This window comes from Pseudarthrobacter equi (genome assembly GCF_900105535.1).
GTDB classification, from domain to species: domain Bacteria; phylum Actinomycetota; class Actinomycetes; order Actinomycetales; family Micrococcaceae; genus Arthrobacter; species Arthrobacter equi.
In genome coordinates this window covers 3,019,421-3,043,513 of the sequence record NZ_LT629779.1, presented here as the reverse complement: position 1 = coordinate 3,043,513, position 24,093 = coordinate 3,019,421, and the positions used below count along the sequence as shown (strand labels likewise).

At 66.0% G+C, this 24,093-nt stretch carries 21 protein-coding genes; 11 read left to right on the top strand and 10 right to left on the bottom strand.

The window, feature by feature from the left end:
• Position 1: 1 nt before the first annotated feature.
• Positions 2–550, bottom strand: a complete 549-nt coding sequence (locus BLT71_RS13725; protein ID WP_015937562.1) for a DoxX family protein — start codon at positions 548–550, stop codon at positions 2–4.
• Between the two features lie 220 nt (positions 551–770).
• On the opposite strand from BLT71_RS13725, the gene BLT71_RS13720 reads away from it, so the two are divergent.
• Entirely contained in the window at positions 771–1,610 is an 840-nt protein-coding gene (locus BLT71_RS13720) for a sigma-70 family RNA polymerase sigma factor (protein ID WP_390896663.1), read from the top strand.
• Positions 1,607–1,867: a mycothiol system anti-sigma-R factor gene (gene rsrA / locus BLT71_RS13715; RefSeq protein ID WP_056085089.1), complete on the top strand. Its 261-nt coding sequence runs from the start codon at positions 1,607–1,609 to the stop codon at positions 1,865–1,867. Before BLT71_RS13720 ends, rsrA begins: the two co-directional genes overlap by 4 nt.
• Before the next feature lie 161 nt (positions 1,868–2,028).
• Here the strand turns inward: rsrA and BLT71_RS21060 are convergent, their stop codons facing one another.
• The 5 genes from BLT71_RS21060 to BLT71_RS13695 form a co-directional block, all read right to left on the bottom strand.
• Positions 2,029–2,103 (bottom strand): 50S ribosomal protein bL37, encoded by a 75-nt coding sequence (locus tag BLT71_RS21060; protein ID WP_369299106.1) that lies wholly within the window; start codon positions 2,101–2,103, stop codon positions 2,029–2,031.
• 121 nt (positions 2,104–2,224) lie between these two features.
• A complete protein-coding gene (locus tag BLT71_RS13710) occupies positions 2,225–2,839 on the bottom strand; it encodes a PadR family transcriptional regulator (RefSeq protein WP_091721237.1) in 615 nt (204 codons plus the stop codon).
• Positions 2,839–3,666, bottom strand: a complete 828-nt coding sequence (locus BLT71_RS13705) for a DUF4097 family beta strand repeat-containing protein (protein WP_091721234.1) — start codon at positions 3,664–3,666, stop codon at positions 2,839–2,841. Before BLT71_RS13705 ends, BLT71_RS13710 begins: the two co-directional genes overlap by 1 nt.
• 83 nt (positions 3,667–3,749) lie before the next feature.
• Positions 3,750–4,349 (bottom strand): GDSL-type esterase/lipase family protein, encoded by a 600-nt coding sequence (locus tag BLT71_RS13700; protein ID WP_091721231.1) that lies wholly within the window; start codon positions 4,347–4,349, stop codon positions 3,750–3,752.
• A gap of 149 nt (positions 4,350–4,498) precedes the next feature.
• Positions 4,499–8,299 (bottom strand): multifunctional oxoglutarate decarboxylase/oxoglutarate dehydrogenase thiamine pyrophosphate-binding subunit/dihydrolipoyllysine-residue succinyltransferase subunit, encoded by a 3,801-nt coding sequence (locus tag BLT71_RS13695; RefSeq protein ID WP_091721229.1) that lies wholly within the window; start codon positions 8,297–8,299, stop codon positions 4,499–4,501.
• Positions 8,300–8,818: 519 nt separating this feature from the next.
• Between BLT71_RS13695 and BLT71_RS13690 the strand changes: the two genes are divergently transcribed.
• The 5 genes from BLT71_RS13690 (at position 8,819) to BLT71_RS13670 (ending at position 14,030) form a co-directional block, all read left to right on the top strand.
• Positions 8,819–10,150, top strand: coding sequence for a hemolysin family protein (locus BLT71_RS13690; protein WP_091721226.1), 1,332 nt, complete (start codon positions 8,819–8,821; stop codon positions 10,148–10,150).
• Entirely contained in the window at positions 10,147–11,217 is a 1,071-nt protein-coding gene (locus BLT71_RS13685) for a hemolysin family protein (protein WP_091721224.1), read from the top strand. The genes BLT71_RS13690 and BLT71_RS13685 overlap by 4 nt, the downstream gene beginning before the upstream one ends.
• A 135-nt stretch (positions 11,218–11,352) precedes the next feature.
• Complete coding sequence (locus BLT71_RS13680; RefSeq protein ID WP_091721221.1) at positions 11,353–12,339, top strand: metal ABC transporter solute-binding protein, Zn/Mn family; 987 nt, start codon at positions 11,353–11,355, stop codon at positions 12,337–12,339.
• The gene (locus BLT71_RS13675) at positions 12,340–13,155 is read left to right on the top strand and encodes a metal ABC transporter ATP-binding protein (protein ID WP_091721219.1); all 816 of its coding nucleotides are present in this window, start codon (positions 12,340–12,342) and stop codon (positions 13,153–13,155) included.
• Positions 13,155–14,030, top strand: coding sequence for a metal ABC transporter permease (locus BLT71_RS13670; protein WP_091721216.1), 876 nt, complete (start codon positions 13,155–13,157; stop codon positions 14,028–14,030). The genes BLT71_RS13675 and BLT71_RS13670 overlap by 1 nt, the downstream gene beginning before the upstream one ends.
• Before the next feature lie 27 nt (positions 14,031–14,057).
• Here the strand turns inward: BLT71_RS13670 and BLT71_RS13665 are convergent, their stop codons facing one another.
• A complete protein-coding gene (locus tag BLT71_RS13665) occupies positions 14,058–14,522 on the bottom strand; it encodes a Fur family transcriptional regulator (RefSeq protein WP_091724035.1) in 465 nt (154 codons plus the stop codon).
• A gap of 95 nt (positions 14,523–14,617) precedes the next feature.
• On the opposite strand from BLT71_RS13665, the gene BLT71_RS13660 reads away from it, so the two are divergent.
• Positions 14,618–15,274, top strand: coding sequence for an MBL fold metallo-hydrolase (locus BLT71_RS13660; RefSeq protein WP_091721213.1), 657 nt, complete (start codon positions 14,618–14,620; stop codon positions 15,272–15,274).
• Here BLT71_RS13660 and BLT71_RS13655 read toward each other — a convergent pair.
• A complete protein-coding gene (locus BLT71_RS13655; RefSeq protein ID WP_091724033.1) occupies positions 15,271–16,320 on the bottom strand; it encodes a PLP-dependent cysteine synthase family protein in 1,050 nt (349 codons plus the stop codon). The two genes, BLT71_RS13660 and BLT71_RS13655, sit on opposite strands and share 4 nt — an antisense overlap.
• Before the next feature lie 187 nt (positions 16,321–16,507).
• Here BLT71_RS13655 and BLT71_RS13650 point away from each other — a divergent pair, with 187 nt between their 5' ends.
• Genes BLT71_RS13650 through BLT71_RS13640 form a run of 3 tightly spaced genes read left to right on the top strand, consistent with a single transcriptional unit; the run spans position 16,508 to position 18,998 of the window.
• The gene (locus BLT71_RS13650; RefSeq protein ID WP_091721211.1) at positions 16,508–17,404 is read left to right on the top strand and encodes a sulfurtransferase; all 897 of its coding nucleotides are present in this window, start codon (positions 16,508–16,510) and stop codon (positions 17,402–17,404) included.
• Positions 17,401–18,573, top strand: a complete 1,173-nt coding sequence (locus BLT71_RS13645; RefSeq protein WP_091721208.1) for an NAD(P)-dependent alcohol dehydrogenase — start codon at positions 17,401–17,403, stop codon at positions 18,571–18,573. The genes BLT71_RS13650 and BLT71_RS13645 overlap by 4 nt, the downstream gene beginning before the upstream one ends.
• The gene (locus tag BLT71_RS13640; RefSeq protein ID WP_091721207.1) at positions 18,570–18,998 is read left to right on the top strand and encodes an HIT family protein; all 429 of its coding nucleotides are present in this window, start codon (positions 18,570–18,572) and stop codon (positions 18,996–18,998) included. Before BLT71_RS13645 ends, BLT71_RS13640 begins: the two co-directional genes overlap by 4 nt.
• Positions 18,999–19,052: 54 nt before the next feature.
• Here the strand turns inward: BLT71_RS13640 and BLT71_RS13635 are convergent, their stop codons facing one another.
• Both BLT71_RS13635 and hrpA read right to left on the bottom strand, forming a co-directional pair.
• On the bottom strand, positions 19,053–20,036 hold the full coding sequence (locus BLT71_RS13635) for a beta-ketoacyl-ACP synthase III (RefSeq protein WP_091721204.1): 984 nt from the start codon (positions 20,034–20,036) through the stop codon (positions 19,053–19,055).
• A gap of 30 nt (positions 20,037–20,066) precedes the next feature.
• A complete protein-coding gene (gene hrpA / locus BLT71_RS13630) occupies positions 20,067–24,077 on the bottom strand; it encodes an ATP-dependent RNA helicase HrpA (protein ID WP_091721201.1) in 4,011 nt (1,336 codons plus the stop codon).
• Positions 24,078–24,093: the final 16 nt, after the last annotated feature.

Here is a 24,093-nt window from a genome sequence, read left to right as displayed (position 1 = left end):
TTTAGGCCCCCGTAGCCTGCTCCACGGCGCGGCGCACGGCCTTGTCGGCCTTGGTCAGCTTCTTGTTCGTGGTCTTGCGCGCATCCGCGGCGAGGTGGGCGGCACCCTTGCGGGCGTCGGCAGCCAGGTGTTCCGCGCGCCACGCCAGTCCGGGCCTGCCTGCGGTGTCAACGGAAGCCAGCAGTGCGCCGCCGCTGAGCGACAGGTTCTTGAGCAGCTGGCCCCGGCGCGCTTCGCGGCCTTCCTTGCTGCTGATGTCCGCGCTGCGCCATTCAACGAACGTGTTAAGCAGCGAGACCACCGTCAGGACGGTGGCGGAAAGCCGGGAGAACTTGCCCAGTCCGAAGAGCACTCCCGCGCCTACCTGGGTTCCTCCGATGACCCGGGCGAGCGTCTTCTCGTCCGTTTGGAAGGGCAGGGACGCCGCCGCCTTGCGGAGCAGGGGTGACAACTGCTGGGCAGTGTCGTCGGCGTTCTTGAGCTTGTCCAATCCTGCAATGACGAAGCTGGAAGCCAGCATGGGGCGGGCGAGCGTGCGGACAAAGGACATGGATTTCCTCCTGGCTGGACGAACCGCATCGGCAGCGGCATAAGTCCGTTCTAGTCTTGCACTTTTAGGGAATATTTGCCCAAGGCCGGCGGTTATGGCTCTTGGGTCCGCGCAGGGGGCTGGACCCGAAAGCAAGCAGCAGAACGGGACACCGGACAGAGAGCGGAGTTGGGCCTTGGCGAGGGTGTTGGACGGAGTTGGTGCTCCAGGGCCGGTGGCACTGGACCTGGTATCGGACGCGTTGCCGGAGTATGGCAGCGCCGGGCCGAGGAGCCTGACAGTAGACTTGAAGGCAATGAGTACCTTGGATCCGGCCGTTTCGGCCATGTATGAAGCGTCCGGCGCTGAAGCTAAGGGCGGAAACGTTGCAGTGCCGTCAGACGGCGGGGAAACCCGGGACGTACCCACCGGCGATTCGGGCGGCAACGGCCTGGACGTTTCCACCGAATCGGTGGAGGAACGCAGGCTCCGGTTTGAGCGTGACGCCATGCAGTACGTCGATCAGCTCTACTCTGCCGCAATGCGGATGGCCCGGAACCCGTCCGACGCCGAGGACCTGGTGCAGGAGGCTTACACCAAAGCGTTTTCGGCCTTCCACCAGTACAAGCCGGGAACAAACCTGAAAGCCTGGCTGTACCGGATTCTGACGAACACCTACATCAATCTGTACCGCAAGCGGCAGCGCGAACCCCTTCAGTCCAACTCGGACACCATCGAGGACTGGCAATTGGCGCGGGCCGAATCGCATACCTCAAGCGGACTCCGTTCCGCCGAGGCAGAGGCGTTGGACCACCTTCCGGACTCTGACGTCAAACGCGCCCTTCAGGCCATTCCCGAGGAGTTCCGGCTTGCCGTGTACTTCGCGGATGTGGAGGGGTTCGCGTACAAGGAAATTTCCGACATCATGAACACCCCCATCGGAACGGTGATGTCCCGGCTGCACCGCGGCCGGAAGATGTTGCGGGACATGCTCGCGGAGTACGCCGCAGAGCGCGGATTCAAGACGGGCGTGGAATCGCAGGCCGCGGCCAACACCAAACAACAGGAGAGCAGGAAATGAGCGACTGCCAGGGATTGGGCGATTGCGACGACGCCCGGATGCAACGCATCTATGAGTACCTCGATGGTGCGCTGACCCGTGAGGACATCACGGAGATCAAGAACCACCTCGACGAGTGCCCGGAATGCACGGAGCAGTATGACCTCGAGTGCGTCATCCGGAACATGGTGAAGCGCTCCTGCACCGAAGCGGCCCCGGACAACCTCAAGAACGCCATCCTGGACCGCATCCACGCCATCAGGCCCGTGGACGCCTAGACCAGGACGCAGCGGTGCGCTGAGCACGCGCCGCGACGGCAGCCCGCACCCAACGGGATACGTTGGGTGCGGGAGCAGTAACAGGTTTTAAACAGTGAAAGACCCCGGAAGCCGATTGGCGTCCGGGGTCTTTCACTTGAACCGTGGTACCTGGCTGTTGCCTAGGTGTTGGGGCGCTTCCCGTGGTTCGCGCCGCCACGCTTACGGTCACGACGCTTGCGTGCACGCTTGCTCATAGCTGGCCTCCTTACTTTCGGTACTCAAAAGAGCTGCCCTCCAGTCTCCCACATGATCAGACCCGCCGCGAACCGGCACCGCCGCATGACCTGCAGCTGGACCCGGCGGCTGTGGCAGCTGCTAGCGCGCCAGGGAGTTCAGGACGGCGATCCTGGCTTGTTCCAGGACAGTGCGGACCGTCTCCAATGCCACCGGGCTCAGCGGCTCCTTGCCCGCCTTCAGCCGCAGCTCCCGCCGGAGGTCGTCGCGGAATGCCTGCAGCATCATTTCCGCTTCCTTCAGTGCCCGGTTTCCCTCGGCCGGCGTCCGTCCGCTCCTGCCCCTGAACTCAGCAGCGGTTGCGGTGGCGCGGGCTGCCTCTGCCGTGGCTGCGAGGTCCGCGCGGAGGCCGCGCATGTTGCTTCGGATGTCTTCCCGAAGGCTGTCCGCCAGCCGGCGTACGGAGGCCGAGATCTCGTTCTCCACCCCGGCCAGTTCGTCGCGGCGGCTGTTCAGCTCCGCCAGGCCGGACTCGGTGATGCGGTAATTGGTCCTCCTGCCGGCGGTTTCAGTGGATACCAGCCCTTCCTCCTCAAGCTTGCCGAGGCGAGGGTAGATGGTGCCCGCGCTGGGGGAGTAGGTGCCGCCAAACCTGTCCTTTAGGGCCTTGATGAGCTCGTAGCCGTGTTTCGGCCCCGACTCCAGGAGCGCAAGGAGATACAGGCGGAGGGCGCCATGCGCGAATACCGGGGGCATCAGAGCCCTGCTTCCGCGTTACCGCGCTCCGCCCCGTGGAAGATCGACGTGGTGCCGGAGATCGAATTTGTCCGGACCAGCATCAGTTGGCGGTCCGGCCCGGCGATGGTTTCCACCTTCCCGCCCACCTGGGCATAGCGGTGGTCGTTGATGACTACCGCGCCGCTGGCCGATTTGGCCACGATGTCCACGCCGACGTCGTGCGGCAGCCGGATTGTCAGGTCCCCGGACACCGAGTTGGAACCGAAGTCCTCCGTAAAGCCGTGCAGGTCGAAGCTGAGGTCCCCACTGACCGTATTGGCCCGGACGTGGCTGAGGGTGCCGGAAACGGTGACCTCGCCGGAAACACTCTTGGCGGTCAACACGCCGGAGTGGCTCCGGGCGGTTACATCCCCGCTGACGGTATTGACGTGCAACTCGCCGGCTGTGCCGTCCGCCATGACTGATCCCGAGACGGTGTTCAGCCTGGTGTGTCCGGAGATCCCGGACACCAGCCCGTCGCCGCTGACAGTGCCTGCCTCAACTTCGACATTCTCCGGGACTGCGATGCTGATGATCGCGGAATTGTCGCTGTGATGGCTGACGGTGCCCATCAGGTTCTTGAACCAGCCTTGGGGGCCGTGCAGCTGGTGGCGAATCTCAAGCCTGCCGTCCACCACCGAGACAGCGACGGGATCTCCCTCGACCTGGGAGATCTCGATGCGGGTTACCGGCTCTCCATGGGTCACAACATCGAACCTGCCGCTGACCATGCCGAGCTTCAGCGACGTCACGGCGTCGATATCGATGGTTTGCGGACTGGTGACTGTCCAGCTCTGCTCAGGCATTGCCCCTCCAAAGACGATATATCGCGGTTGCATCCACCGTACGCCGGAGGCGCAGGCGGGTCAAGATATATCGCGAAACCGGGCTACTCCGGGGCGTTGATGCGCAGCCACTGGAACCAGCCGCGGTGCAGGACCAGCCAGGCCATGAGGCCATAGCCGGCCTGCCCGGGAGTTCCTCCGTTGGCGGCGAGGTCCTGGCGCCATTGCTCATGGTTGAGCAAGGGGGAGAAGGTGTCCACGTAGAGGTGCTTCCGGCGGGTGGTGACATCTGCGAAGGCAGTGTTCAGCTCGTCGAGGCGGCGGTTCTGGGCCGGGTCCAGGGTGGGCGGCGGGCCCACGACGAAAACCTCGATCCGGTTCTGCGATGCGGAGTCGAGGATGTTGGCGAGGTTGAGGCGGCTTCGTGCCGTGGACAGGCCGAACTCAACGTCGCGGCCCGACAGCCCGATGACCAGCCGGTTCTCCGCCTGGTCGCTGAAGCGCCGTCCGGCCTCGCCCAGCCAACGGGCGGCCAGCCCCTCGGTGCCTTCCTGGGGGCAGGGCAGGGCATAGCTTTCCAGCAGCATGCCGTCCTGTGGTGTCCGGGCAAGGACACGCCCCAGCCAACCCAGCGCGCGGGGGTCTCCCAGTCCGGCCAGCAGTTCGTCTCCTACAGCTGCAATGCGCAGCTTCCTGTCTTCCACACGATCCTCTTTACGTTCGTACTGACCGGCCGGTGTGCGCCGGTTGCCGCCTGGAGCTGCAACCGGCACACAAAGGGCGCTGTCCATCCATTAAACAGAACTGCCCGGCCGGAGTCTGGTATTTCGACTCCGGCCGGGCAGCGCGCTGCCTACTTCCGTGCAAATGCCTGCTTCAGGAGCAGATCCTGCTCAGCAGCGTGCCGCTTCATGGAACCGGCCGCCGTCGAGGCCGATGCGGGCCGGGACACCAGGCGGACCCTGCGGTCAAGTGCGTCCGGCAGGTTCAGGCCAATGAAAGGCCACGGTCCCTGGTTGGCGGGCTCGTCCTGGGCCCAGATAACCTCGGCGTTCGGGTACTTGGCAAGCTCGGCCGCAATGTCAGCGCTCGGCAGCGGGTACAGCTGCTCAACGCGGACAATGGCGGTGGTCTTGTCGCCGGTCTTCTGGCGGGTTGACAGAAGATCGTAGTACAGGCGGCCAGAGACCAGGAGGACCCGTTCGACGGCGTTCGCATCCAGGTGCTCGTGCTCGGCGATCACCGGGCGGAAGGTACCGGTGGTGAAGTCCTCGACGGAGGACGCGGCGGCCTTCAGGCGCAGGAGCTGCTTGGGAGTGAAGATGATCAGCGGCTTCCGCGGCCGGCTGTACGCCTGGCGGCGCAGCAGGTGGAAGTGCGATGCCGCGGTGGTGGGGTTGGCCACGATCATGTTCTCTTCGGCGCACATCTGGAGGAAGCGCTCGATGCGGGCGGACGAGTGGTCCGGCCCCTGGCCCTCGTAGCCGTGCGGCAGCATCAGGACCAGCGAGGAGCGCTGGCCCCACTTCTGCTCAGCGGATGAGATGAACTCGTCGATGATGGTCTGCGCGCCGTTGACGAAGTCGCCGAACTGCGCTTCCCAAAGGACCAGTGCATCCGGACGCTCCACCGAGTAGCCGTATTCGAAGCCCATGGCCGCGTATTCGGAGAGCAGCGAGTCATAGATCCACAGCTTGGCCTGGTCATCTGACAGGTTGCCCAGCGGCAGCCATTCGTTGCCGTTGGCGCGGTCGTGGAACACGGCGTGGCGCTGCACGAAGGTACCGCGGCGGGAGTCCTGGCCGGCGAGCCGGACGGGGACGCCTTCCATGATCAGGGAGCCGAACGCGGCGATTTCGCCGAAGCCCCAGTCGATGCCGCCTTCGCGGGACATCTGCTCGCGCTTCTCCAGCAGCTGCTTCAGCTTGGCGTGCACCGTGAAGCCTTCAGGGATCTCGACGTGCGCCTTGCCGATGCGGGCCAGGGTGTCGGCAGAGATCGCGGTGCTGGCCGGGGCGTTCGTACCGAAATCGGACTGCTGGGCGATGGGCCGCTCGATGTCCGAGACGGCCGCGGAGTCGGCGGTGACGATCGGGATCGGGGACGTCTGCGCTGCGTGCGTCTCGGCGAAGACGCGCTCCAGCCGTTCCTGGTAGTCGCGGAGCAGCTGCTCTGCTTCTTCCTCGGTGATGTCGCCGCGGCCGATGAGGGCCTCGGTGTACAGCTTGCGGACCGAACGCTTGGCTTCGATCAGGTTGTACATCATCGGCTGGGTCATCGAAGGGTCGTCGCCTTCGTTGTGCCCGCGGCGGCGGTAGCACACCATGTCGATGACAACGTCCTTGTGGAAGCGCTGGCGGAACTCGTAGGCAAGCTGGCCGATGCGGACCACTGCCTCGGGGTCGTCGCCATTGACGTGGAACACCGGTGCCTGGATCATCTTGGCGACGTCCGTGGAGTAGGTGGACGAACGCGATGACGACGGCGCGGTGGTGAACCCGACCTGGTTGTTGACCACCACGTGGATGGTGCCGCCGGTGCGGTACCCGCGGAGCTGCGACAGGTTCAGCGTCTCGGCAACAACGCCCTGGCCGGCGAACGCGGCGTCGCCGTGGACCATGATGGGCAGGACGGGGAAGGCCTCGCCCTGGTCCAGGCGGTCCTGCTTGGCGCGCACGATGCCTTCGAGGACGGAGTCCACGGCTTCGAGGTGGGACGGGTTTGCGGCCAGGTAGACCTTGGTCTCGTTGCCGTTCTCCGACGTGAAGGTACCTTCTGTGCCGAGGTGGTACTTGACGTCGCCCGAGCCCTGGACGGAGCGGGGATCCTGAGTACCTTCAAATTCGCGGAACACCTGGGCGTAGGTCTTGCCGGCGATGTTGGTCAGGACGTTGAGGCGGCCGCGGTGGGCCATGCCGATGGCAACCTCGTCGAGGCCGTCGTCGGCCGCTTCCGAGATGACGGCGTCGAGCAGCGGAATCAGTGATTCGCCGCCTTCGAGGGAGAAGCGCTTCTGCCCGACGAACTTGGTCTGCAGGAAGGTTTCGAATGCTTCCGCGGCGTTGAGCCGGGAGACGATCCGGAGCTGCTCTTCACGGCTGGGCTTCGAGTAAGGGTGCTCGAGCTGGTCCTGGAACCACTTGCGTTCTTCCGGCTCCTGGATGTGCATGTACTCGATGCCGGTGGTGCGGCAGTAGGCGTCGCGGAGGACACCCAGGATGTCGCGGAACTTCAGCATCGGCTTTCCGCCGAAACCGCCCGTGGGCCACTCGCGGTCCAGGTCCCAGAGGGTCAGGCCATAGGTCAGGACGTCAAGGTCGGGGTGCTTGCGCTGTACGTACTCCAGCGGATCGGTGTCCGCCATCAGGTGGCCGCGCACGCGGAAGGAGTGGATCAGCTGCTGGATCCGGGCAACCTTGTTGATCTCGTCGGCCGGGTCGACCTGGAGGTCGGGGCTCCACCGTACGGGCTCGTAGGGGATGCGCAGTGCTTCGAAGATCTCGTCGTAGAAGTTCTGCGCACCCAGCAGCAGCTGGTGGACCAGCTTGAGGAACTCGCCGCTGCCGGCGCCCTGGATGACGCGGTGGTCGTACGTCGAGGTCAGGGTGAGGACCTTGCTGATGGCGTTCTGGGCGATGATCTTTTCGCTGGCACCCTGGAACTCGGCGGGGTAGTCGAGGGCGCCGACGCCGATGATGGCGGCCTGGCCCTTGGAGAGTCGCGGAACCGAGTGCACGGTGCCGATGCCGCCGGGGTTCGTCAGGGACACGGTGGTGCCCTGGTGGTCGTCGGCCGTGAGCTTGCCGTTGCGGGCGCGCTTGATCAGGTCCTCGTACGTGTGCCAGAACTCGGCGAAGTTGAGGGTTTCGGCCTTCTTGATGTTCGGGACCATCAGCAGGCGGGTGCCGTCAGGTTTGGGCATGTCGATGGCGATGCCGAAGTTGACGTGCGCCGGCTGGACTGCGACGGGCTTGCCGTCCACCTCGTCGTAGTACACGTTCATGGACGGGAACTGGGACAGGGCGCGGATCACGGCGTAGCCGATGAGGTGCGTGAAGGAGACTTTGCCGCCGCGGGCCCGGGCGAGGTTCGAGTTGATGACCACGCGGTTATCAATCAGCAGCTTCGCCGGGATGGCGCGCACGCTGGTGGCGGTGGGAACCTCAAGGCTGGTGACCATGTTGGTGGCGATGGCCTTGGCCGGTCCGCGGAGGACGGAGACGACGTCCTCTTCCGGAGCGGTGGGTGCCTTGACGTTCTTGGGCAGCTGGGCCGGGATGGGCTGGGCTCCGGCGGCGGGCTTCCGGCCGCCGTCGCGAGCTTCCGTGGCGGGAGCCTTTTTCGCAGGTGCCGCGGCCGCGGGTGCTGCGGCCGGTGCTGCTGCGGGCGCAGGCGGTGCGGCGGCCGGCGACGGTGCCGGTGCTGCAGGTGCCGCGTTCACAATAGGCATCTTGGTTGTGGGAGGGTTCGCTGCGGCATTCGCCGAGTGTCCGTTGGAAGAAGAACTGCTGCCTGAGTCGAACGATTCAAACAGCGGCCACCACTTGGCATCCACAGCGTTCTTGTCCTGCTGATACTGCTCGTACAGTTCATCAACGAGCCACTCGTTCCCGCCAAATTCCTCTGGTAGACGGTGGCTTGGCTGCTCTGGCACTTGAAATACGCCTCTTCCATGAGTTTGATTTCTCTGCCGGCCATACGGTGCTACAGCACTCTGACGGACCGGTTTCCCTGAGTCCTCTGAACCCAGACCTTTGCAAGTCTAGTAACCCCGATGTGGTATCTGCCAATAAGGGTGACCCAAATCATGAAGTGACGTTCTGGCCGTTGATTATGGCGGCTGGAAGAGACCCCGGATGGTGTCCCCGGGTATGGGGATCCGGAGTCCGCTGCCGGTGCCGGGGGAACGGGCCGGGGACAGGTGCTCCTGTAGACTGAAATCCTTATGGACAGTAAATCTAGGTGCCGGCCTGGGGGCTGTCAGCGGAGCATGAACCACAGCGCCGCACAGCCCACCCGCAGAGCCGGCAAACCCCGAACACGCGCCCATCATCTGCTGTCGGCCTCCCCGGTCGAATTCCCCGGGGACAGGGCATCCGCCGACCACCCTCCGCCGGACCGATATTCCAGCCCCGTGATTCCCGGACCCCTGTCCGGGCCGGCGGGGTGCTGAATGGAATGGCTACTCCTGGCGGCAGGACTGCTGCTGATCGCCGGCACGGGCTTCTTCGTCGCCGTCGAATTCTCCCTGATCGCCCTTGACCAGCCGACGGTCCAGCGCGCCGTCGACGCCGGTGACACCGGTGCCGTGCCACTGCTGGCCTGCCTCAAATCGTTGTCGACCCAGCTCTCAAGCTGCCAGCTGGGCATTACCCTCACCACGCTGCTCACCGGCTACGTCATGGAACCGTCGGTGGGCCGCCTCCTGGAGGGCCCGCTCACTGCCCTTGGCCTGCCCCAGGTTGCTGCGGCCTCAATTTCGCTGGTCCTCGCCATGGTGCTGGCCACGCTGCTGTCGATGCTCCTGGGCGAACTCGTTCCCAAGAACATGGCCATCGCGTTGTCCTTCCCCGTCGGCAAGGCCCTGGCCCGGCCGCAACTGATCTTCACCGCGGTCTTCAGGCCGGCCATCGTGGTCCTCAACGGCTTTTCCAACCGGGTGCTCCACATCTTCGGGATGGAAGCCAAGGAAGAGATTTCCGGCGCCCGCACCCCGTCCGAGCTGGCGTCACTGGTGCGCCGCTCGGCGGCGATGGGAACGCTCGACGCCGGTACGGCCAACTTCGTGTCCCGCACCTTGAACTTCTCCTCCAGGACCGCGGCCGACGTCATGACGCCGCGCATCCGGGTGGAGATGGTCGATGCCGACCAGCCGGTCTCCGACATCGTTGACGCGGCGCGCCGCACTGGTTATTCACGGTTCCCCGTGATTGGCGATTCCGCGGACGACATCAAGGGCCTGGTTCATGTCAAGAAGGCCGTGGCCGTGCCTTGGGACAGGCGGCACAAGCTTGAGGCCGGCGCCATCATGACCGAAGTCCTCCGGGTTCCCGAAACCATCCACCTTGACGCCCTGCTGGCGGAACTCCGCGAGGGCAACCTCCAGCTGGCTGTGGTCCTCGACGAATACGGTGGCACCGCAGGCATTGCCACGCTTGAGGACCTGGTCGAGGAAATTGTGGGCGAGGTAGCCGACGAGCACGACAAGGTGCGGCCGGGGCTGCTGCAGAGCGCTTCCGGGGACTGGTATTTCCCGGGACTCCTGCGCCCGGACGAGTTGTCCGAGCAGATCCCGGGCCTGACGGTCCCGGACGAATCGGCCTACGAAACCGTGGGTGGTTACGTGATGAGCAAACTCGGCCGGATCGCAGCGGTGGGGGACACGGTGGCCGTCGATGGCGGAACGCTGAGCGTCACCCGGATGGACGGGCGCCGCATCGACCGTATCTGCTTCCGGCCGGCTGCCCCTGAACCGGACAGCAACAACGACGGGAGCGCATCATGAGCGACTGGGCCGGCATCGTCTGGCTGGCGTTCCTGCTGCTCGGCAACGCGTTCTTCGTGGCGGCCGAGTTCGCCATCATGTCCGCCCGGCGCAGCCAGATTGAACCATTGGCGGAGTCCGGGTCAAAGCGGGCCCAAACCACCCTGAAGGCGATGGAGAACGTGTCGCTGATGCTGGCCTGCGCCCAGCTTGGCATCACGGTGTGCTCGCTGCTGATCCTGCTGGTGGCCGAGCCCGCGATCCACCACCTCCTCGCCGCGCCGCTGGAGCTGGTGGGCCTGCCCGTGGAGGTGGCCGATATCGCCGCGTTCGCTGTTGCCCTGATGTTCGTGACCTTCCTGCACGTCACCTTTGGCGAGATGGTGCCCAAGAACATTTCGGTCTCGGTCGCTGACAAGGCGGCAATGTTCCTTGCCCCGCCGCTGGTCTTCGTGGCACGGCTGGTTCACCCCGTCATCTCGGTGCTGAACTGGTCGGCGAACCACATCCTCAAGCTGTTGCGGATCGAGCCCAAGGATGAGGTCAACTCGTCCTTCACGCTCGAGGAGGTCCAGTCCATCGTGCAGGAATCCACCCGGCACGGACTGGTGGACGACGACGCCGGCCTGATCACCGGAGCCCTGGAGTTCTCCGAATACACGGCGGGGGACATCATGGTGCCGCTGGACAGCCTGGTCATGCTCAAGGCTGCCACCACCCCGGTGGAGTTTGAGAAGGCCGTCAGCCGCACGGGCTTTTCACGGTTCCCCATGCTGGACGAGGACGATCTTTTGTACGGCTACCTGCACGTCAAGGATGTGCTGTCCATCCCTGCGGCGGCCTACGAGCTGCCGATCGCAGAAAGCCGGGTCCGTTCCCTGGCCAACCTGGCCCTCGGCGATGAAATCGAAAAGGCCATGTCCGTCATGCAGCGGACAGGCTCGCACCTTGCCCGCGTCATCGGTAAGGACGGCAACACCCAGGGCATCCTGTTCCTTGAGGACGTGATTGAACAGCTGGTTGGTGAGATCCGGGATGCCACCCAGGCCACCGGCATCCGCCGGCTGGGGCAACCCAACGGGGGATAGGCGCTGCAGTGCCGGTGAGCCCGGTCCCTGGGGGGTCCAGAGGGCCGGGCTTACCCATACCTAAATAGGAATGATTCCTATTTAGGTATAAGCTGGGCACCTGTTGTTCCCCTCCCCAGTGAACCGAGGTTTTCCGTGCACCGCTCCGCCGTCCGTCCGCCCCTGGCCGCCCTTGCCGGCCTTGGCTTGCTGCTCTCCGGATGCAGCGCCCAGCCGGACAACGCTTCGCCGGGGGCGCAGTCCGGTGGCACTGGAATCAATGTGGTTGCCTCCACCAACGTCTACGGCGACATCGCGTCGTCAGTGGGTGGCGACAAGGTCAGCGTAACTTCGATCATCACCAAGACCAGCCAGGACCCGCACTCCTACGAGGCAACCGCCCAGGACCGGCTGGCGGTGTCCAAGGCCGACCTGGTGATCACCAACGGCGGCGGGTACGACGACTTCATGAATACCCTGGTGGACGGCAGCAAGCTCGACGCCGGAAACGTGCTTGACGCCGTAGAACTCTCCGGCCTGGAGCATTCCGGCGAGGAGGCTGAGCCCTCCGCCAGTGCCGATGCCTCGGCAGGAGACCACGGGCATGACCATGGCGATTTCAACGAACACGTCTGGTACAGCCTCCATGCCATGGAACATCTCGCCGACGAGCTGGAAGCCAAACTGTCGGCCCGGGCGCCGGAATCCGCGCAGGAGTTCAAGGCCAACGCTGCCTCCTTCAAGTCGTCGCTGGAGGAATTGCACGGAAAGCTGGACACGCTGAAGGCGTCAGGCGGCGGAGCCCGGGTGGCTGTCACGGAACCCGTGCCGCTCTATCTCCTGGAAGACGCAGGCCTGGTCAACGCGACCCCCGCGGACTACACCGCAGCGATCGAGGAAGGCACGGACGTGCCGCCCGCCGTCCTCAGGGCGGCCACAGACCTGATGTCCGGCAAGTCCGTTCGGATGCTCGCCTACAACGAACAGACCGAAGGGCCCCAGACCGAGGCCCTGAAGAAGGCGGCGGAGGCCGCAGGCGTCCCGGTGGTGGACTTTAACGAAACCCTCCCCGAAGGCAAGACGTACCTGCAGTGGATGACGGACAATGTGGACAACATCAGCACGATCCTGGAGAGCAAATAGGTGGAACCAGTCGTCAGCCTTACCGGAGCGTCCCTGAAGTTCGGCGAGCGGACGCTCTGGGAGGACCTCGACCTGGACATCAACCCCGGCGAGTTCTTTGCGGTCCTCGGACCCAACGGAAGCGGTAAAACGAGTTTCCTGAAAGTCCTGCTCGGCCTCCAAAACCTCCACCGCGGCAACGTCGATATCGGCGGCAAGCCCGTGGAGCGTGGCAGCAGGCTGATTGGCTACGTCCCGCAACAAAAATCCTTTGCTCCCGACACCCCCATGCGCGCCCGCGACCTGGTGGGACTGGGCGTGGACGGCCACCGCTGGGGGCTGCGGCTCCCGTCGGCGAAGACCAGCCGCCGGATCGACGGACTCCTGGACCTGGTGGGCGCAGCCGACTACGCGAAGGTGCCTGTGGGCCAGCTGTCGGGCGGCGAGCAGCAACGGCTGCGGGTGGCCCAGGCCCTTGCCTCGGACCCCCAGGTGCTCCTGTGCGACGAGCCGCTCCTCTCACTCGACCTGCACCACCAGCAGGCAGTCAGCGCGCTGATCAACAACCAGTGCCGCGAACGCAACAGCGCCGTGGTGTTCGTAACCCACGAAATCAATCCGATCATCGACTACGTAGACAGGGTGCTGTACCTGGCTGGCGGCCGGTTCAGGGTGGGAACACCGGAAGACGTCATGACCACCGAAGTGCTGTCCGACCTGTACGGAAGCCATGTTGAGGTCATCCGGGCAAATGGCCGGTTGGTGGTGGTTGGACTCCCTGACGCCACCACCCACCACCATGCCGAAACGCATGAGCTGGCGGGGGAGGTTGCCTGATGGACGCTGACAGCATCCTCGGAGCCATCTTCAACTTCGACAACTACGGTGAGCTGCTGGTCCTGGTGCAGAACTCCATCTGGGCCGGAGCCATCCTGGGCCTCCTGGGCGGCCTGGTGGGAACCTTCGTCATGAAGCGGGACCTCGCCTTCGCGGTGCACGGCATCTCCGAGCTGTCATTCGCCGGTGCGGCGTTCGCCCTGCTCATCGGCGCCGATATTGTCTTTGGTTCCCTCGTCGGCTCCGTCGCCGCGGCACTCCTGCTGGGGCTGATGGGCGTCAGGGCGCGGGACAAGAACTCGATCATCGGCGTCATCATGCCTTTCGGGCTCGGCCTGGGAATCCTCTTCCTGTCCCTTTATGAGGGCCGCGCCGCCAACAAGTTCGGCCTGCTGACCGGCCAGATCGTGTCCGTCGACACGGTCCAGCTCCAGGCGCTGGCAGGAACCGCCGTGGTGGTCATGCTCGCGCTCGTTGCCATGTGGCGGCCGCTGAACTTCGCCAGCGTGGATCCCGAGCTTGCCGAAGCACGGGGTGTTCCGGTGCGGACCCTGGCCATTGTCTTCATGGTCCTACTGGGCGTCAGTGTGGCGTTGTCCATCCAGGTGGTGGGCGCCCTGCTGGTGCTGGCCCTGCTGATTACGCCTGCTGCAGCCGCGCTTCGGGTGACATCCTCCCCTGTGGCCGTGGTGGCGCTGAGCGTGGCCTTCGCTGTGACGGCGACGGTGGGCGGAATCCTGCTGGCCCTCGGCGGACGGATTCCCATCAGCCCCTACGTGACCACGTTGTCGTTCCTGATCTATGTGGTGTGCCGCGTCATCGGATCGGTCCGGCAGCGCAGGGGCATCAACGGGCGGGTCCTGCAACCGCGCTGACAGGATTCGGCCGGAAAGCCTCCGGGCTTAGAGCCGGCCGGCGGCCTTGAGCGCGGTGCAGTCCGGGCAGAGGCCAAAGATTTCCACGGTGTGCGCCACCTCGGTGAAACCGTGCTCGGCAGCGGTGCGGGCAGCCCAGGTTTCGACGGCGGGCGCCTCCACCTCCACGGCCCTGCCGCAGTTGCGGCACAACAGGTGGTGGTGGTGCTCCGTGACGGCGCAGCGCCGGTAGACGGCTTCGCCTTCGCCGTTGCGCAGCACGTCCACCAATCCCTCGTCCGCGAGCGACTGGAGGATTCGGTAGGCGGTTGCCAGGGATACCGAGACGCCCTGGTTCTGCAGGATCCTGTACAGCTCCTGGGTGCTGACGAAGTCGTCCAGTTCGTCCAGTGCAGCGCTGACGGCACGGCGCTGCTTGGTGACGCGCTGTTCCTTGCCGGCACCCGCAGGCGGGGCAGGCGGGGTGGAATCAGCCTTGGCGCCGAGCGGCATGGATGAACTCGCTTCCGTGGTGTTGGTGGCAACTATCAAGATTACCAGCCGGAGCTCCGTGGACACCTTTCCGGGGGCCGCCCTAGGCTGGCGATATGAAGCTGACGAAATACACCCATGCCTGTGTCCGCCTCGAGAAGGACAACCGGGTCCTGGTGATCGACCCCGGCAACTTCTCCGAAACCGGGGAGGCGCTGGCCGGTGTGGAATCGGTGCTGGTGACCCACGAACATGCTGACCATATCGACGTCGACGCAGTGGCAGGTGCCCTTCGCAACAACAAGGATCTATCGCTGTATGCCCCCGCAGGCGTCGCGGCGCAGATGCGCTCCGAAGCCGGGGACGCGCAGGACCGCATCCACGCCGTGGAACCGGGCTCCTCATTCCAGGCAGCAGGATTCGATATCCGGAGCTTCGGCGGCCAGCATGCACTGATCCACCCGCAGATTCCGGTGGTGGCGAACATCGGCTACCTGCTGGATGAAAACCTGTACCACCCGGGCGACTCGTTCATCATCCCCGACGGCATCAGTGTGAAGACCCTCCTGGTCCCGTTGCATGCGCCCTGGAGCAAGGCCGGTGAGGTGGTGGACTTCGTGGTGGGCGTGCGCGCGCCGAAAGCCTTCCAGATCCATGACGGACTGCTCAACGATAACGGCCTGAAGATCGTAGAGGCCCACGTCAAGCGGATCGGTGCCAAGTATGGGACCGACTATGTCCACCTGGCTGCAGGGGAGTCCGTGGAAATCTAGGCTCCCGTCCACCGGCCGGTCTCGAAGAACTCCGCGATGACCGCTTCCCACGGCGCGGGTTCAAGGCCTTGGGAGGCCAGCCACTGGGCGTTGTGGTAGCTGCCCGCGTAGCGTTCGCCGCCGTCGCACATCAGCGAGACGACGCTGCCGTGGCGGCCGTCCGCCAGCATCTCCGCGATCAGCTGCCAGACGCCCCAGAGGTTGGTTCCCGTCGACGGGCCGGCATGGAGCCCGGCGAGGGAACGGAGGTGCCGCATGGCAGCCACCGACGCTGCGTCAGGGACCTGGACCATCCGGTCGATCACGGACGGCACGAAACTCGGTTCCATGCGCGGCCGCCCGATCCCTTCGATGCGGGACGGCAGCCCCGTGGCGGGGCCAGTGGCGCCGGTCCTCCCGCCAAGCCAGCCCGGGTAGAAAGCTGAATTCTCGGGATCCACCACAAGCAGCTGCGTGGGGTGGCTGTGGTACCGGAGGTAGCGGCCGATGGTGGCGCTGGTGCCGCCGGTTCCGGCTCCCACCACGATCCAGTCCGGCACCGGATGCTCTTCCTGGCTGAGCTGGCCGAAGATGGATTCGGCGATGTTGTTGTTGCCACGCCAGTCAGTGGCCCGTTCGGCATACGTGAACTGGTCCATGTAGTGCCCGTTGGAGGTGGCGGCCACCTCTTCCGCCGCCGAATACACATCGGAGGCGTGGTCCACCAGGAGGCAGGAACCGCCGAACTGTTCGATCAGGGCGATCTTTTCGGGGCTGGTGCTGCGCGCCATGACCGCGACGAACGGCAGCCCCAGCAGTTGGGCGAAGTAGGCCTCGGAGACGGCGGTGCTGCCGCTGGAGGCCTCGACGATGGTGGTACCGGGACGGATCCAGCCGTTGACCAGGCCGAAGAGGAAGAGGGAACGTGCCAGCCGGTGCTTCAGGCTCCCTGACCGGTGCGTGGACTCGTCCTTCAGGTAAAGCTGGACGCCCCAGTGCTCCGGCAGCGGAATGGAATAGAGATGGGTGTCGGCGGAGCGGTTGTTTTCCGCCGTAATCCTGCGGATCGCCTGGTCGGCCCAATCCCGGTCCTGCCGCCCACGGCCGCTCCCGTCCGCACCCGCCCTGCTGCCGTCGCCTGCGTTGCCCCCGCCTGCATAACCGTTGTATCCGTTTGCCACCGCACCAGCCTACCCGCGGACGGGAGCGCGCCGCCTAGAGTGGAAGCACAATGGCAACCACCCAAGGAGAACGATGAATCCCCTGATGGACGTGGCCCGGCTGACGGAGCTCCTCGCTGAAGGCCGGCGCACCGTACTGCTGGACGTGCGCTGGGCGCTGGGGGATCCGCACGGCAGGGAACACTACCTCGCAGGCCATCTGCCCGGCGCCGTGTTCGTGGACCTGGCCACGGAACTCGCTGCCCACGCAGAGCCCAGGCGGGGGAGGCACCCCTTGCCCGCTCCCGCCGACTTCCAGGCGGCCGCCCGCCGCTGGGGAATCAACGACGGCGACGTGGTGGTGGCGTACGACGACACCGGAAACATGGCCGCCGCCAGGGCGTGGTGGATGCTGCGGAACGCCGGGTTGCCCGAGGCATACCTGCTCGACGGCGGATTGGGCGCCTGGCGTGCCGCCGGCCTGGCAATTGAAACGGGCCCGGTGCAGCCGGTCCCAGGCAACGTCACCTTGGGCGACGGAGCCATGCCTGTGGTCGACGCCGCTGCTGCCGCCACCTGGGCGGCCAGCGGGCTCCTGCTCGATGCGCGGGCGGGGGAGCGGTACCGCGGCGAGGTTGAGCCGGTGGACCCGCGTGCCGGTCACATCCCCGGGGCCGTCAGCGCGCCGACGTCGGAGAATGTCGACGGGACCGGCGCATTCCTGCCGGCGGCCGTGTTGAGGAGCAGGTTCGAGGTGCTGGGCGTCCGTGAAGAGACACCCGTGGCCGTGTACTGCGGTTCCGGCGTGACTGCCGCGCACCAGGTGGCTGCGCTGGCCGCCGCGGGATTTACGGCGGCGCTGTACCCGGGTTCGTTCTCCGAGTGGTCCAACCATCCGGACCTGCCGGTGGCCACAGGCCCCGAACCCGGACGCACCACCCGGGGGCCGGCTGGAAACGGCGCCGCAGGCAAGGGTAGCGTCGCACTATGACCCCAGGACGCCCCGTTCCCCCGCCCCTTGCCAAACCCATCGAACCCGCCGCCGACCTCCCCGGCAGCCGTCTCCCCGCCAACGGGGTCGAGGGCCTGCTGGCGGCAGCCCGCGGAGCCGTGTCCCAGGACAGCGGACTGGTCCCGCTGACTGTCGCCCGGCGCGCACCCAAGGCCGACGACGTCGAAATCGCCATTGAATTCTGCGGCCTCTGCCATTCAGACGTCCATGCCGCCCGGGGTGAGTGGGGCGGCCAAACCTACCCGCTGATCCCAGGCCACGAGATTGTGGGACGGGTCAGCCGGGTCGGTGCCGGCGTCACGGACTTCGCCGTGGGTGACCGCGTGGGTGTCGGCTGCATCGTGGATTCCTGCCGGGAATGCGAAAGCTGCCTCGACGGCCTGGAACAGTACTGCGAAAACGGCATGACCGGAACGTACGGCGCCACGGACCGGAGGAACGGTGACGCCATGACCCAGGGCGGCTACTCCTCCTCAATCGTGGTGGACCGACGGTACATCCTCCGCATCCCGGACGCACTGGACCCGGCTGCCGCCGCGCCGCTGCTCTGCGCCGGTGTGACAACTTACTCCCCGCTGCGGCACTTCGATGTTGAAGAAGGCGACGTAGTGGGTGTGGTGGGCCTGGGCGGACTCGGGCACATGGCAGTCAAGCTGGCCAAAGCCATGGGTGCACGGGTGGTCGTTTTTACCACCTCGGAATCCAAGGTGGCCGCCGCGCTGGAGCTGGGAGCTGACGAGGTGGTCCTGTCCCGGGACGCGGACGCCATGGCAAGCGCCAACCGGACCATCGACGTCATCATCGACACCGTGGCGGCACCGCACGACCTGAACGCGCTGTTCCGCACCCTCCGCGTGGACGGCGCCCTGTTCCAGCTCGGCCTGCCGTCCGGGGAGATGCCTCCGGTCAATCCGCGGACCCTCATCCGCCGCCGAGTGGCCTATGCCGGCTCGCTGATCGGCGGTATCGCAGAAACACAGGAGATGCTGGACTTCTGCGCGGAACACGGCGTGCTGGCCGACATCGAAGTGGTCGGTGCGCACCAGCTTGATGAGGCTTACGACCGGATGGTTGCCGGCGACGTCAAATACCGTTTCGTGCTGGACGCCGGAACCCTTCAGTCACCCGCCAAGGAGGCAGACGCATGAGCACGCTTTTCACCAAGATCCTAAACGGCGAGATTCCCGGCCGGTTTGTGTGGCGCGAGGACGGGGTCGGCGCTTTCCTCACCACCGGCCCCCTGGCTGACGGCCACACCCTGGTGGTCCCCACCGAAGAAGTGGACCGGTGGACGGACGCGTCGCCGGAGACGCTGACGAAAGTCATGGAGGTGGCAAGGCGGATCGGCGCAGTCCAGGTGGACATCTTTGGCGCGAGCCGGGCCGGGCTGATCGTGGCCGGGTACGAGATCAACCACCTGCACGTCCACGTGTGGCCGTCCCGGACCATGGCTGACTTCGACTTCGGATCCGCGGACCAGAACCCGGACCCTGCCGTGCTGGATGCCAATGCCGCCAAACTCCGCGAGGGGCTCCGGGCCGCCGGGTACGGGGAGTTTGTCCCGGCTGACTAGGCCCTGCTGATTGCCGGCGAGATGTGCCGGCAATCAGCAGCCCGGTGGGGTCCGTTACGCGCGGCGGGGCGTCATCGCCACCGTGCCGGCGTAGGTAAAGCCTCCGCCGAACCCGAAGAGCAATGCCGGGACGTCCGCAGGGATTTTGCCGGAGTGCCACCACTTACTCAAGCCGAGCGGCACGCTGGCAGCAGACGTGTTCCCCGATTCGGTGACATCGGTGATGACAACGCGGTCCGTCATGCCCAGGGCCTCGGCCAGCGGCTCGATGATGCGCAGGTTGGCCTGGTGCGCGGCCAGCACCTGGATGTCGTCCAGGGTCAGGCCTGCGCGGGCAACGGTCTCGCGGGCGCGCTCCGGTGCCTTGGTGAGGGCCCAGCGCAACACCTCGCGGCCGTTCTGGGCGAAGCGTCCCGAGGGCGGGGAGATCTTGACGGCGTCGGCCATGCCGATTTCCGAACCCCACACCACCGGGCCGATCCGCGGGGTGGCGGAGGGGCGCACGACGGCGGCGCCCGCACCATCGGCGGTGAGCACCGCCGTCGCACGGTCCGTCCAGTCAGTCACCGCCGAGAGGGTCTCGGCCCCCACCACGATCGCGTGCGAGGCGCTTCCCATGCGGATGGCCTGGTCGGCGATGCCCAGGGCGTACTCGAATCCCGAACAGGCCGTGTTGACGTCCATGATGGCGGGTCCCCGGCCGTCCCGTCCCAGCCCGAGGGCTGCTGACACGCGTCCGGCGGTGTTGGGTGACCGCTCGGCTGCAGTGGTGGTGGCCACGACGACGAGGTCGATGTCCGCGGCCGGAACGCCTGAGTCTTCCAGCGCCATCCGTGCGGCGGGAATGGCGAGGTCCACTACGGTTTCGCCTTCCGCGGCGATCCGCCTCGTGATGATGCCGGTGCGCTGGCGGATCCATTCGTCGTTGGTGTCCATCATGCCTTCGAGCTCATGGTTGTCCATGACGCGCACCGGCTGTGCGTGGCCAAAGCCGGCTATCTCGGTGCCGGCTGGCCCGTGGGCAAGCGAAATCTCCATGGGGTTTCCTCTCGTGGGGTAAGTTGCCCGCTATGCCGGGGCCAGGGCCTTGTTGAGTACGGTGCGGATGCGCTTCTCCGAGACGGAGTAGGCAGTTCCAAGTTCGACGGCGAAGAGGCTCACCCGGAGTTCCTCGAGCATCCAGCGCACCTGGGTTAACTCATGCCCGGCGCGCCGCCCCGGCAGCAGCGCCGAGACGGCATCGTCGTAGTCGTCTTCGAGACGCTGGACCACGGCCATGTTGAGGGCGTCGCGCTGGACGTTGCCCGGCAGGCGTTCCAGCCGTTTCTCGATGGCAGTGAGGTACCGGGGCAGCTGGCTGAGCTGCGCGTAGCCCGTGCGTGCCACAAAACCGGGGTAGACCAGCTGTTCCAGCTGGCTTTTGACGTCGTTCAGGGCGCTGATCAGCGACAGGCTGGTGGTGCCCTTGAGCTGCTTTTCGATCCGGCGGGTGCTGGCGAGGATGCGCTCCACGACGGCAGTCACGCTGAACACGGTGTCGATCAGCTCCGCACGGACCACCTCATAGAGCCGGTCGAAGGCGTTCCTGTCCCACGGCAGCTCAGCCGGGGTGAGCTTATCGATGGCCGCCAGCGCGCAGTCGGCGATCAGGGCTGACACTGAGCCGTGCGGATTTTGGCTGAAGGTGAGCTTTTCGGTGTTGCTCAGGTGTTCGAGGACGTAGCGGTCCGGCGCCGGGACGCGCAACGCCAGCAGGCGGATGACACCGCCCCGCATGGCGTCCAGTTGCTCATCCGGCGTCTGGAATACCTGCAGCGACACGGATGTGCCCTGGTCCACCAGCGCCGGGTACCCGGTCACCGTATGGCCCTTGACCATGTTGCTGACCTTGCGCTCTACGGTGCCGAAGCTCCACTCCGTCAGGCCGTCGCGCTCCACGAATCCGGCAGCGGCCTGGCTGTCGCCGGCGTTGGTGGGGGCGGGCTGCCCGGCCGGCGCCGCTCCGGCGTCGCGCGTTGCTCCGGCTGGAGCGGCCCCGGACGGCCCTTGGCCCTTGCCTTGGGCCTTCGCGCGGGTCGTGGTGGCGGGCGTGGCTCCGAGGGACTCGGCAATGGCGCGCCGGGTAGCCGGGGCGAGGCTCTCCTGGAGCGCCGCAAGGTCCTTGCCTTCGCCCAGGGCCTTGCCTTTGCTATCTACCACCGTGAAGCTCACGCGCAGGTGCGGCGGCACGGCGTCCCAGTTCCACGAGCCGGGGGGAATGACCGCTCCGCGGAGGCGGCGCAGGGCCAGCTCCAGTGACGGTTCCAGCCCGTCCGTGGCGGGATCGAAGTCGGCCTCAAGCAGCGCCACGGCCTGGCGTGCCACGTCGGGGGCCGGGACAAAGTTCTTCCGCACCTGTTTTGGCAGCGATTTGATCAGGGCCGTCACCAGCTCCACGCGCTGTCCGGGGATCAGCCACCGGAACGGGGCGTCATCGAGCTGGTTGAGGAACAGCACGGGAACTTCCGCCGTCACGCCGTCGGAGGGGTTCGGGGGAGACCCGGGGGCCACCGGGTGGAACTCGTAGGTCAGCGGAAGTTCGAAGCCCTTATGAAGCCAGGTCTTCGGGTAGGCGGCCTCGTCAAGGTCTTCGGCATCGTCACTGAGCAGGAGTGCCTTGTCGAAGTCCAGCAGGTCGGGATTGTCCCGGCGGGCATCCTTCCACCACTTGTCGAAGTGGCGTTCCGAGACCACATCGGCGCCCACCCGGGCGTCGTAGAAGTCGAAGAGCGTGTCGTCGTCGACCATCAGGTCACGGCGCCGCATCCGGGCTTCAAGCTCTTCCACCTCGTGCAGGAGGGCACGGTTGCGGTGGAAGAACTTGTGGTGGGTGCGCCAGTCGCCCTCCACCAGGGCGTGCCGGATGAACAGCTCCCTCGCCACCACCGGGTCCACCCGGCCATAGTTGATCCGCCGCTGGGCGATGATGGGGACACCGTAGAGGGTCACCTTCTCGTAGGCCATGACGGCGCCCTGGCGCGTTGACCAGTGCGGCTCGCTGTAGCTGCGCTTCACCAGGTCCGGTGCCACCTGCTCGGCCCAGTCGGGATCGAACTTCGCGGCCACCCTGGCCCACAGCCGGCTGGTTTCCACCAATTCGGCAGCCATGACGAACGTAGGTGACTTCTTGAACAATGCGGAGCCCGGGAAGATGGCGAACCGGCTGCCCCGGGCACCGGCATATTCGCGCTTGCGTTCGTCCAGGATGCCGATGTGGCTCAGCAGCCCGGACAGCAGGCTGATGTGGACACCCTCGTGGTTCCCCACCGGATCCGTGAGCCGCTTGTTGTCCAGGCTGATGCCCAGCGGGCGGGCCAGCTGGCGCAGCTGGGTGAACAGGTCCTGCCACTCCCGGACCCGGAGATAGTTGATGAACTCCGCCCGGCACAGGCGGCGGAACGCCGACGACGACAGTTCCTGCTGCTTCTCCTGCAGGTAGTTCCAGAGGTTCAGGTAACCGGTGAAGTCCGAGTTTTCGTCCTTGAACCGGTTGTGCTTCTCTGCCGCCAGTTGCTGCTTGTCCGTGGGGCGCTCGCGCGGGTCCTGGATGGTGAGCGCAGCGGCGAGGATCATGACTTCCCGCACGCAGTTGCGTTTGCCGGCCTCCACGATCATGCGGCCCAGGCGGGGGTCCACGGGCAGCTGGGCAAGTTTCTGCCCGACGGCGGTGAGGCCGCCGCCCTGGGGTCCGCCCCGGGTGCCTGTTTCCGCCTGCCCGGCCTTGCCTTGGGACCGCGGGGGAGCCAGGGCGCCGAGCTCGCGAAGGAGGGTGACGCCGTCGTTGATGGCCCGGGTTTCCGGCGGTTCGACGAAGGGGAATTCCTCCACGTCCTTGGGTCCGCGTGCCACGCCCATGGCGGTCATCTGCAGGATTACTGCTGCCAAGTTGGTTCGCAGGATCTCAGGATCGGTGAACTGGGGGCGGGACTCGAAGTCCTCCTCCGAGTACAGCCGGATGGCGATGCCGTCAGAGACGCGGCCACAGCGGCCGGACCGCTGGTTGGCTGAGGCCTGGGAAACCCGTTCGATGGGCAGCCGCTGGACCTTGGTGCGGTGTGAGTACCGCGAGATGCGGGCCGTGCCGGTATCGATGACGTATTTGATGCCGGGGACCGTCAGCGAGGTTTCTGCCACGTTGGTGGCCAGCACGATCCGGCGCTTGCTGCCCGGGTGGAAGACCTTGTGCTGTTCCTGCAGGCTCAGGCGGGCGAAGAGCGGTAGCACCTCGGTGCCTGCGAGCCGGCGGTTCCCCTGGATGCGCGCCTGGAGTGCTTCGGCGGCGTCTCGGATCTCGCGCTCGCCGGAGAAGAACACGAGGATGTCGCCCGGGGCTTCCGCCGCGAGTTCGTCCACGGCGTCGCAGACGGCGTCCAGGGGGTCGCGGTCCTCTTCAAGCTCGTCGTCCGAGGCGTCATCGTCTTCCTCCCTGGGCTGGGAGAGGGGGCGGTAACGGATTTCCACCGGGAAGGTACGGCCGGAGACCTCGATGATGGGTGCCGGTGTTTCCGGCGTGCCGAAGTGGTGGGCGAAGCGCTCGGGATCGATGGTGGCCGAGGTGATGATGAGTTTCAGGTCCGGCCGCTGGGGGAGGATCCGCTTCAGGTAGCCGAGGATGAAGTCGATGTTGAGGCTGCGCTCATGGGCTTCATCAATGATGATGGCGTTGTACTTGCGGAGCAGCTTGTCGCGCTGGATCTCGGCCAGCAGGATGCCGTCGGTCATCAGTTTGACCTTGGTGGCCTTGCTGACTTCGCCGGTGAAGCGGACCTGGAACCCCACCTCCTGGCCGATCTCCACGCCCAGTTCCTCGGCGATGCGTTCGGCGACGGTGCGGGCGGCGAGCCGGCGCGGCTGGGTGTGGCCGATCAGCCCGTTCTCGCCCAGGCCCAGTTCCAGGCACATCTTGGGGATCTGGGTGGTCTTTCCGGAACCGGTCTCGCCGGCAATGATAGTCACCTGGTTGGCCGCAATGGCTGCCATCAGGTCCTCGCGGCGCTCGGAGACCGGCAGCTCGGCGGGATAGGAAATGTGAAAAGTCATGGCTGCAGACAGTCTA

Coding starts and splice junctions, on each gene's coding strand:
- BLT71_RS13725 (WP_015937562.1), bottom strand. CDS start 550: ATGTCCTTTGTCCGCACGCTCGCCCGCCCCATGCTGGCTTCCAGCTTC.
- rsrA (WP_056085089.1), top strand. CDS start 1,607: ATGAGCGACTGCCAGGGATTGGGCGATTGCGACGACGCCCGGATGCAA.
- BLT71_RS13710 (WP_091721237.1), bottom strand. CDS start 2,839: ATGCCCCCGGTATTCGCGCATGGCGCCCTCCGCCTGTATCTCCTTGCG.
- BLT71_RS13705 (WP_091721234.1), bottom strand. CDS start 3,666: ATGCCTGAGCAGAGCTGGACAGTCACCAGTCCGCAAACCATCGATATC.
- BLT71_RS13690 (WP_091721226.1), top strand. CDS start 8,819: ATGGAATGGCTACTCCTGGCGGCAGGACTGCTGCTGATCGCCGGCACG.
- BLT71_RS13685 (WP_091721224.1), top strand. CDS start 10,147: ATGAGCGACTGGGCCGGCATCGTCTGGCTGGCGTTCCTGCTGCTCGGC.
- BLT71_RS13670 (WP_091721216.1), top strand. CDS start 13,155: ATGGACGCTGACAGCATCCTCGGAGCCATCTTCAACTTCGACAACTAC.
- BLT71_RS13665 (WP_091724035.1), bottom strand. CDS start 14,522: ATGCCGCTCGGCGCCAAGGCTGATTCCACCCCGCCTGCCCCGCCTGCG.
- BLT71_RS13660 (WP_091721213.1), top strand. CDS start 14,618: ATGAAGCTGACGAAATACACCCATGCCTGTGTCCGCCTCGAGAAGGAC.
- BLT71_RS13650 (WP_091721211.1), top strand. CDS start 16,508: ATGAATCCCCTGATGGACGTGGCCCGGCTGACGGAGCTCCTCGCTGAA.
- BLT71_RS13645 (WP_091721208.1), top strand. CDS start 17,401: ATGACCCCAGGACGCCCCGTTCCCCCGCCCCTTGCCAAACCCATCGAA.
- BLT71_RS13640 (WP_091721207.1), top strand. CDS start 18,570: ATGAGCACGCTTTTCACCAAGATCCTAAACGGCGAGATTCCCGGCCGG.
- BLT71_RS13635 (WP_091721204.1), bottom strand. CDS start 20,036: ATGGAGATTTCGCTTGCCCACGGGCCAGCCGGCACCGAGATAGCCGGC.
- hrpA (WP_091721201.1), bottom strand. CDS start 24,077: ATGACTTTTCACATTTCCTATCCCGCCGAGCTGCCGGTCTCCGAGCGC.